Below are 8,690 nucleotides of genomic sequence, written 5' to 3'. Positions count from 1 at the left end.
CCCAAAAACTCAACAACCCCAACACCGACCCCCACATCATGACCCCGCCACCAGCCACACCGCAGGGCCGAACTCCCACACCCGAAAGGACCTTCGGCCCGTACGCCCCGCGCCCCCGTACACCATCGGGTTCCTACCGGCGGGGGTCCTGGTCGTAACGCTGGTAGATCGCCGAGCAGCTGCCGCCGGGGTCGAGACGGTGCAGAATCGCGTCAGCGATGGCCGCCAGCTGGGTGATCTGCTCGTCGGTCAGCGCGTCAATGACGTTCGCCCGGACGGCGGCGGCGTGCCCGGGAGCGGTTTCGCGCACCTTCTGCCAGCCGGCCTCGGTGAGGCGGGCGTTGGTCGCGCGCCGGTCCTCGGGGCAGGGGAAACGTTGGATCAAGCCACGGGACTCGAGGCGTTGCACCACGTGGGAGAGGCGGGCGAGGGTCGCGGTCGTGCGCTCGGCCAGCGTGGTCATCCGCAGGGTGCGATCGGGGGCCTCGGAGAGCATGGCCAGCACGTAGTAGTCGAAGTGGGTCAGCTGGGCGTCGCGGCGTAGCTGACTGTCGAGCGCCGCCGGGAGAAGTTCCAGTACGGCGGCAAGCCGCACCCATGCGGCCAGTTGCTCGGGCGTGAGCCATCGCGTGTCCATGGTCACAGTATGCCACCAAACTAGTTGTTGCTACAACCGATCGGGCTTGTCATAGTTGTAGCGACAACTAATCAGCTCCCTTGGAGGACGTCATGGCACACATCAGCATCATCAGCAGCGGGAACATGGGTCAGGCCATCGCCGGCCTCGCGGCCAAGGGCGGCAACACGGTTGAGCTGGTGAACAGCTCCCAGGCCGACAAGGCGGTCACCGGCGACATCGTGGTGCTCGCCGTCCCGTACCCCTCGGTGGCCGCGGTTGTCGCCCAGCGCGGCGCGCAGCTGGCCGGCAAGGTGGTCGTCGACATCACCAACCCGCTCAACTTCGAGACCTTCGACAGCCTGACCGTTGCGTCCGACGGCTCCGCCACCACCGAGATCGCCGCAGCGCTGCCCGAGTCGCGGGTGGTCAAGGCGTTCAACACCAACTTCGCCGGCACCCTGGCAGCGGGGACCGTCGGCGGTCTGCCGACCACCGTGCTGATCGCCGGCGACGACGCGGACGCGAAGGCGCTGCTCGCCGGTGTCGTCAGCTCCGCCGGGCTGCGCGCAGTCGACGCGGGCGGCCTCAAGCGGGCCCGCGAGCTGGAGGCGATCGGCTTCCTGCAAATCAGTCTCGCCGCCGGTGAGAAGATCAGCTGGACCGGTGGCCTGGCGGTGGCGCAGTGACCACCGGCATCGGTCCGGCGCGGCGTGCGCACGCCGGGACGCGGTCGTGAGCGGCTTCGCCCCGCCGGTGGTGGCGACCGCGGGATCTGCCGATCCCGCGGCGCCGCTGGTCGTACTGCTGCACGGCCGCGGCTCCCACGAGCAGGAGATACTCACCCTCGCCGGCCATCTTCCCGCCCATCTGTCGTACGCGGCGGTGCGCGCCCCGATCGCCGAGGGCACCGGCTTCGCGTGGTTCGCCAACCGGGGCATCGGCCGACCCCGGGCGGAGTCGCTGCGCGAGACGATGGACTGGTTTCGCGGCTGGCTCGACGGCGTCGCGCCACCCGGCCGCCCGGTGACGCTGGTCGGCTTCAGCGGAGGCGCCGCCTTCGCCGGTGGTCTGCTGCTCGACGACCCGAAGCGCTACGCCGGCGCCGCGATCCTCTACGGCACGCTGCCGTTCGACGCGGGTGTGCCGACGACGGCTGCCCGGCTGGCCGGAGTTCCGGTATTCGTGGCGCAGGGCGAGCACGACACGGCGATCCCTCGGGAGCTGCTGGATCGCACCTGGACGTACCTGCTCGGGGAGTCGGGCGCTTCGACGGTGGCCCGCCGGGATCCCGTCGGGCACGGCATCGCCTCGGCTGCCGTACCGGCGCTGGCGGCATGGTTGCCGGAGCGTCTCGCGTAGGTGCGGCGGCCCGGCACTCCGCAACCGGACCTGACGCCCGGACACCCGCCCTGGAAGACCCAGTGCCGGAGCACGCGTGGCATGCTCCGGCACTGGTCGGCAGCCGGCCGGCACCGGCTCGCCGTCATCCACTCACAGCTTGGCCCTCAGGTCTGCGCCGGCTGCGAGCAACCGCTGATGACTCCGTTTGTTCCTTCGATCTCTCCGTTGTTGCTTTCAGTTACTGGGCTGGACGGGGGTCGGCGCAGTTGACGGCCGGGTATTCCTTGGTGACGACGGTCGTCACGGCCGCGCCGTTGAGCGTCCCGCTGGCGCGGGCGGTCGCCGAGCCGGCCGAGACCGCGGTTGCCCGGGTGTTGAACTGCTGGAAGGCGTTCCCACCCGGCGCGACGTCGGCGGCGGCCTTGTTGCCGTACGCGCTCTCCAGAGCGATGCTCACGGCCGCGTCGTGTCCGTTGTTCGCCTGCACCGCCAGGTACGCCTTGCCCGCCACGCACCGCACCTGCGCGGTGACCGTCAGGGGCAACTCTGTCGCGGCGAGTACCCGGAAGTGGTCGAACGCGACGGTGACCGGCTGCGTCTGCTCCGGCCCCAACGCCATCAGACCGAAGGAGGTCATCACGGCGTCGTTGGTTACCGGCTGGCCGAGTGAGGTCCAGTTGATCCCGCCGTCGCTGATCTGGGCCGAGTAGGTGTTGCCACTGCGGCTCAGTCGCAGGTGGTACCAGCCGCTCTCGGTCGAGTCGGCGATGTCGATCGACCGGTTACCGCCGTTGCCGAACTGCGCGTTGCGTTCCGAGACGAGCTCGGCGCGCAGGTCGGTTGGCGCACCGGCGGCGTTGTTGGCCACGACGTCGAACTTCACGTAGTTGTCGTCGTTGTTGTAGACCAGCAAACCGGCCAACTGCCACCGGTGCAGCATCGTCGGCGTCAGCCTGGTCTCGATCGTCCAGTCGCCGGCGGCGACGTCCGCGGGGATCTTCTGCAGGATGAAGTTCCGCGGCGAGTTGTCGGTGCCGTTGATGTCGCCCTGCTGGGTCTCGATCCGCAGCGCACCGTTGCTCACCGCGACCTTGGTCGAGTCGTACCGGACCACGGCGTTCCACCGGCAGCCGTCGATCCCGCTGCCGTCGAACTCGTCGCTGGGCGCGCGGACGCCGTCGTCCGTGCCGTCCGGCGTGCTGGTGAAGTTGTCGAACACGGCGTTGACCTGCGACGTCCCGACGTCACCGGCGGCCATGAGGCCGACGGTCGCGTTCGGGATGACGTTCGCGGTGGCGGCGAGCGCGGTCCAGGTCTGGCCGTCGGCGGAGTAGGCCGCGGTCAGCCGCTGTCCGTCGCTGACCAGTCGCAGGTGCGCGGTGGTGGGGAAATTCGCCGGTACGCCCACGTTGGCGTGCCAGGTCCGCGTCCCGCCGGCTTCGGTCTGGAACTCCATGATCCGGCCGCCGGACGCGTTGCGGGTAAACGCCAGCTTGACGTAGTCGTTGTCACTGCCGTGCATGAGCAGGCCGGCGTGCTGCCACTCGCGGTCGTGCGGGATGGTCACCTTCGTGGTGATCGTCCACGGCCCGGTCCGGGCGCGCTGACCGACGTAGCTGATCGGCCCGACGTTGGCCTCGTTGATGTCACCGTTGGTGACCGGCAGCACTAGCCCGCCGTTGGTGACCCGCACCGGTAGGTTCGGCGCGTTCCGTACCGTGGTCCATCGGGTGGTGTTCAGCGTGTCACCGTCGAAGTTGTCCGAGCCGCGGACGGCGCAGCCCGGAGCGGCCTCCGGCGGTGCCGGGTGGACGGCCTCGTTGACCAGCGTGAATCCGGTGAACTTCACCTCGCTGACGGCCGACGCGTGGTGCGCGGTGACGGCGAGGCCGATGTCCTGCTGGCCGGCCGCGCCGGGCAGGGTCACCGGGTCACCGACCGGGGTGAACGACCTCCCGTCCTTGCTCCAGTACCCGTAGTACCTCCCGCCGTCCCGCACGATCCGCACCCAGGACGGGTAGCTCGTCGTGCTGGCGCCGGTGCTGGCGTCGAGTTGGCCGTTGCCGTCGGTGTCGCGCAGCCACTCGAACCCGGAGCCCGCCCGCAGCGTCATCGCCGCGTACCCCGGTGAGCTGCCGGGCCGGGTGACGTCGTTGCGGACGATCAGACCGGCCTTGGCGGAGTTGTTCGTGTTCGTCTGGCTTTCGATCTTCACCGTGGCGGTCCAGGTGTTGCCGGCCGCTGCCGGCAGGTACGCCGAGCCGTACTGGTCGGTGCCCTGCCACATGTTCGCGCCGCCGGCCTTGACGATCCAGGTGTCCTGGTCCGGTCGGTCGAAGGTGGCGGTGGTGTTGGTGAAGGTCTGCCAGGCTCCGTAGAGGTCGCCGACCTCGACCTGCACGATGCGGGACTTCGTGTGGTGGCCCTTGTCGTTGGTCGCGACCGCGGTCAGTTGGTAACGCTTCTCCGAGGGCGCGTTCCAGGTCACCGAGTACGGGGCGGTGGTGTCGGTGCCGATCGACGTGCCGTCGACGAAGAACTCGACCTTGGTGATGGTGTTCTCCGCGTCGCTCGCGTCGGCGGTCACCTGGATCTCGCCCGGCTCCAGTTGGTCGGCCGGCGTCGGGGAGGTCACCGCGACCTTCGGCTTGCTGGTCGGTGAGACGCCCTTGCCGTCGGCCTCGATGAAGTTCAGGCGCCGCTCGCCCGCGCCCGGGAAGACCACGTACAGGGTGAACGTCTCGCCGGGGTCGGACACCTGGACCGGGACGTCGACGTAGCCGCCGCTGGTGGTCGCCGGCACCTGCGCGGTGCCGAGAAGTTCACCGTCCGGCGCGCCCCGCCGCAGCTCGATCCGGCTCGCGCTGGCGGCCGACACGCGCAGGATTAGCCGGTCCACGTTGTACAGGCTGATTGGTTCGTACGACGCCCAGGCGCCGTTCTGGCCGGCGATGGAGTCCGCGTGTCCCTCGACGTCACGTGACGGGGCGACCGTCACGTTCGACGAGTTGCGGAAGAACTCCGCCTCTCGCTGCTTCGGGAATATCAGCGTGGTGTCCGAGCCGGTCAGGCTCGGGATGCCACCCGCGCCGCCGGAGTCGGCGTAGCGGCCGTCGAGCGCGTAGAAGACGTTCATGTCCTCGCCGTGCCCGCCGCCGAGGGCGGTGGTCACCGAGCCGGTGCGCCCGTGCAGCGGTTCGGCCGGGTGCGCGTGCTCGTCGTGGCCCAACGCCGGCTGGATCACCACGTCGGCGTCGTTGATCTGGGTGTCCTCGGCGTCGCTGACGGACAGGTTCCAGCTGATCTCGTCACCGAAGTCGAAGAACGCCCCGCTCGGCGGCAGGTTGAACTTCACCTCCGGCCGGGTGTTGCCGACCGTGATCGGCACCGTGGTGGTGCCGGTCTTGCCGTGCGGGTCGGTCACCGTGAGCCGGGCGTTGTAGACGCCGTTGCCCGTGTAGGTGAAGGTCGGCTTCAGCGCGGTGGAATCGACCACGCCGTCGCCGGTGAAGTCCCACTCGTACCGCAGTTGCTCGTTCTCGGGGTCGGAGCTGCCCGAGCCGTCGAACCCAACCTCGAGTGGTGCCTGCCCGGAGTCCGGCGAGGCGCTGATCTTCGCGGTGGGTGAGCGCGATCCGGAGATGTAGTCGATCCGGTACAGCCCCGAGTTCGGGTTGTCACGGCCGAAGCCGCCACCCCAGTCCAGCACGTACATCGAGCCCTCGGGGCCGAACTTGGAGTCGATCGGCGCGAGGAACTGCTGCTGCGGCAGGAACGGGTTGACCTTCTCGACCCCGCCCTGCCCGTTCGGGATGATCGAGTACATCTTGTTCCGCGCCCACTCGTAGAAGAACGGCTTGCCGTCGTAGTACGGCGGGAACTTGGTGTCCGACTCCAGGTCCGGGTCGTACTGGTAGAACGGGCCGCCCATCGGGGCCAGGCCACCGCCCTGCGGGATGACCGACGGTACCGAGGAACGCTTGTAGCCGTACCACATGTTCGCCGGCTTGGCGGGCGGCAGCTCGGTCAGACCGGTGTTGCGTACCGAGTCGTTGATCGGGCGGTTGCAGTCGAAGTACGCACCGACGGTGACCGGGCTGGTCCGGTAGTCCACGTCCCGGAAGGGCTCGTTGTTGCCCATGCACAGCGGCCAGCCGTAGAAGCCGGGCTCGGTGATGAGGTTCCACTCGGAGATGCCGGCGGGCCCGCGGTCCGGGTTGTCGTTGCTGTTGTCCGGCGAGTAGTCCGCCATCCCGACGGCCCCGGTCTTCGGGTCGACCGAGAACCGGAACGGGTTGCGGAAGCCCATGGCGTAAATCTCCGGCCGGGTCTTCGCCGTGCCCGGCTCGAACAGGTTGCCCGCGGGGATGGAGTATGTGCCGTCCGGCTCGGGACGGATCCGCAGGAGCTTGCCGCGCAGGTCGTTGGTGTTGGCCGAGGTCTCCCGCGCGTCGTGGAAGGTCCCGTTCCGTTCGGACAGTGGCGCGTAACCGCCGGACGGCTCGGAGTGCGGGTTCACGTCGTCGCCGACGCCGAGGTAGAGGTTGCCGTCCGGGTCGAACGCGAGGCCGCCACCGGTGTGACCGGGCTCGTCGGGCAGCCGCCGCGCCGGCACCTCGAGCAGGATCTTCTCGGTGGCGCGGTCGATCTGCGAGCCCGGCCCGACGGTGAGACGGGACAGCCGGTTGAAGAAGTTCGCCGGGTCGCTGTCGTTCGCGCTCGCCGGCGCGTAGTAGATGTAGAGGTGGCCGTTCTCGGCGAAGTTCGGGTCGAGCGCGATGCCGAGCAGCCCGTCCTCACCGCCGGAGTACACCGGGATCGTGATCGCGGTCCTGGTCGTCCTGGTCTGCGGGTCGTACACCCGGATCTGGCCGCGTACCAGCTCGGTGAAGAAGACCCGGCCGTCCGGTGCGACGTCCATGGCGAACGGGGCACTGGTGTTCTGGTCCAGCGGGACCCGCTCGTAGGTGTTCCAGCTGGTGCCGGAGCAGTCGCCCGGCTCGACCCCGGAGGCCCACTTCACGCCACCGAGGATGTGCTGCACCAGCTGCGTCTCGCCGGTGTAGTGGGCGCCGAAGTGACCCATGCCGGTCATCCAGGCACGACCGCCGTCGTACGGCTTGCACCAGGAGATCGGGTGGTCGTAGCCCATGGCGTTGCCGCCCGGGTTGTACGTCGTCTCGTCCATCGTCGCGAGCACATGGGCGTTGCCACGGACGTTGAGCGAGTAGTTGTACCACTCGTCGGCGCGCTGCCACCGCTGCGGCAGGTGACGTGTCGACGGGTGGGTCTGGTCCTCGACGCGGACCGTGCCCGGCAGGCCGGGGCTGGTGCCGGTGGCGGCGTGGCCGGGCATCAACGCGCCGATCATGTTGTCCCACCACGCGTAGTTGCCGCGCATGTCGGTCGCGTTGTGGATGGCGACGATGCCGTTGCCGGCCTGCATGTAGCGCTCCATCGCCGCCTTCTGGTCGGCGGTCCACGGGTCGCCGGAGGCCTGGAACATCACCAGGGCGTCGAATTGGGCGAGGTCGGCGTCGTTGAAGATCGATGAGTCTTCGGTGTGCTGCGAGGTGATGCCGGCCTCGGCGAAGGCGGCCCGCAGCACGGGTACGCCCTGGTCGATGGCCTCGGTGTGCCGGAACTGGGTGGTCTTGGTGAAGATCAGCACATGGGCTTGGTCTTGCTCGGTCTGCTGGGCGGCCGCCGGCGGTGGGCTGACCATGGAAAGCGCGAGGGCGCCGACAAGGGGTAACGCGAGTATCCGTCCCCACCGGGGACGCCAGGCCACGTTCATGAGATGGGGGACCTCTCTGGGACGCGAGGATCTACTGGTGTTGGCGTGACCGTGCGGCGTGCCGGCGCCGTCGGGCTGGTGTGAAGTTGGCCGTCGGCGCTAGGGCATCACCGCCCGCAGGAACTTCAGGCCGTCCACGGCGATCGCGTCCTGACTGGCGGCGAGCGGACGCCAGATGGAGGCGGCGGTGGCGATCGTCGCGTTCTCCGCGGTGAACGACTCGATGCACAGCGGGCCGGTATAGCCCGCCTGGTCGACTGCGCCGAGAATCGCCGGCCAGTCCAGGTGGTCGGCGCCGGGGGCGCCGCGGTCGTTGCCGCACACCTGGACGTGTGCCACCCGGCCGGCGGCCGCGCGGATCGCCGCCGGGATGTCCGTCTCCTCGATGTTCTGGTGGTAGAGGTCGAGCGCGACCCCGCAGTGCGGCAGGTCGCCGATCGCGTCGAGGGTTTGGCCGATGGTGTTGAGCAGGCTCGTCTCGTAGCGGTTGAGCGGCTCGACGGCCACCGTGACGCCGGCCGTGCCCGCGTGCTCGACGACGGGTGCGAGGCTCGCCCGCAGCTGCGCGTACGCCGCGGCCCGTTCGGCGGGCGACAGTCGCCAGGTGCGGCCGACCGACGCGTACGCCGGCCCGGCGATCACCGGCGAACCGACCGTCGCGGCGGCGTCCACCACGCGCAACAGGTAGTCCTGTGTGGACCGGATGGTCTGCGGATCCGCGGCGACCAGCTCACGACCGGGTGGCATCACGAGGCACACGGTGGCGCCGAGTCCGTGGTCGGCGAGCACCTGGGCGGCCCGGCACCGGGTAGGTCACCGTCTCCGCGACCAGCAGGGTCAGCTCAGCGTCGCTGTACGAGGTGGGCTTCAACCACTTCTTCCGGGGCAAGAACCACCCGGGCGGCGGCGACCACATCTTCTACCAGGGCCACG

5 protein-coding genes are annotated in these 8,690 nt (G+C 69.5%); 2 read left to right on the top strand and 3 right to left on the bottom strand.

Annotated features, from left to right (window positions below):
• Positions 1-133: 133 nt before the first annotated feature.
• Complete coding sequence (locus AB0M52_RS26080) at positions 134-637, bottom strand: MarR family transcriptional regulator (protein ID WP_363958762.1); 504 nt, start codon at positions 635-637, stop codon at positions 134-136.
• Between the two features lie 92 nt (positions 638-729).
• Here AB0M52_RS26080 and AB0M52_RS26075 point away from each other — a divergent pair, with 92 nt between their 5' ends.
• Both AB0M52_RS26075 and AB0M52_RS26070 read left to right on the top strand, forming a co-directional pair.
• Complete coding sequence (locus AB0M52_RS26075; RefSeq protein ID WP_363958759.1) at positions 730-1,305, top strand: NADPH-dependent F420 reductase; 576 nt, start codon at positions 730-732, stop codon at positions 1,303-1,305.
• A 46-nt stretch (positions 1,306-1,351) separates the two neighbouring features.
• A complete protein-coding gene (locus AB0M52_RS26070; protein WP_363958756.1) occupies positions 1,352-1,978 on the top strand; it encodes a hypothetical protein in 627 nt (208 codons plus the stop codon).
• Between the two features lie 220 nt (positions 1,979-2,198).
• On the opposite strand, the gene AB0M52_RS26065 is transcribed toward AB0M52_RS26070, so the two are convergent.
• Complete coding sequence (locus AB0M52_RS26065; RefSeq protein ID WP_363958753.1) at positions 2,199-7,685, bottom strand: ThuA domain-containing protein; 5,487 nt, start codon at positions 7,683-7,685, stop codon at positions 2,199-2,201.
• Between the two features lie 171 nt (positions 7,686-7,856).
• The gene (locus tag AB0M52_RS26060) at positions 7,857-8,546 is read right to left on the bottom strand and encodes a sugar phosphate isomerase/epimerase family protein (RefSeq protein WP_363958751.1); all 690 of its coding nucleotides are present in this window, start codon (positions 8,544-8,546) and stop codon (positions 7,857-7,859) included.
• Between the last annotated feature and the right edge of the window lie 144 nt (positions 8,547-8,690).

Origin of the sequence: Micromonospora sp. NPDC051296 (assembly GCF_040682255.1) — a bacterium.
GTDB lineage: Bacteria > Actinomycetota > Actinomycetes > Mycobacteriales > Micromonosporaceae > Micromonospora > Micromonospora craterilacus.
The sequence above is the reverse complement of the archived record's forward strand: the minus strand, read 5'-3'. Positions and strand labels throughout refer to the sequence as shown.

Excerpts from the sequence above, each read along its gene's own strand:
- AB0M52_RS26080 (WP_363958762.1), bottom strand. The coding sequence starts at position 637 with ATGGACACGCGATGGCTCACGCCCGAGCAACTGGCCGCATGGGTGCGG.
- AB0M52_RS26075 (WP_363958759.1), top strand. The coding sequence starts at position 730 with ATGGCACACATCAGCATCATCAGCAGCGGGAACATGGGTCAGGCCATC.
- AB0M52_RS26065 (WP_363958753.1), bottom strand. The coding sequence starts at position 7,685 with ATGGTCAGCCCACCGCCGGCGGCCGCCCAGCAGACCGAGCAAGACCAA.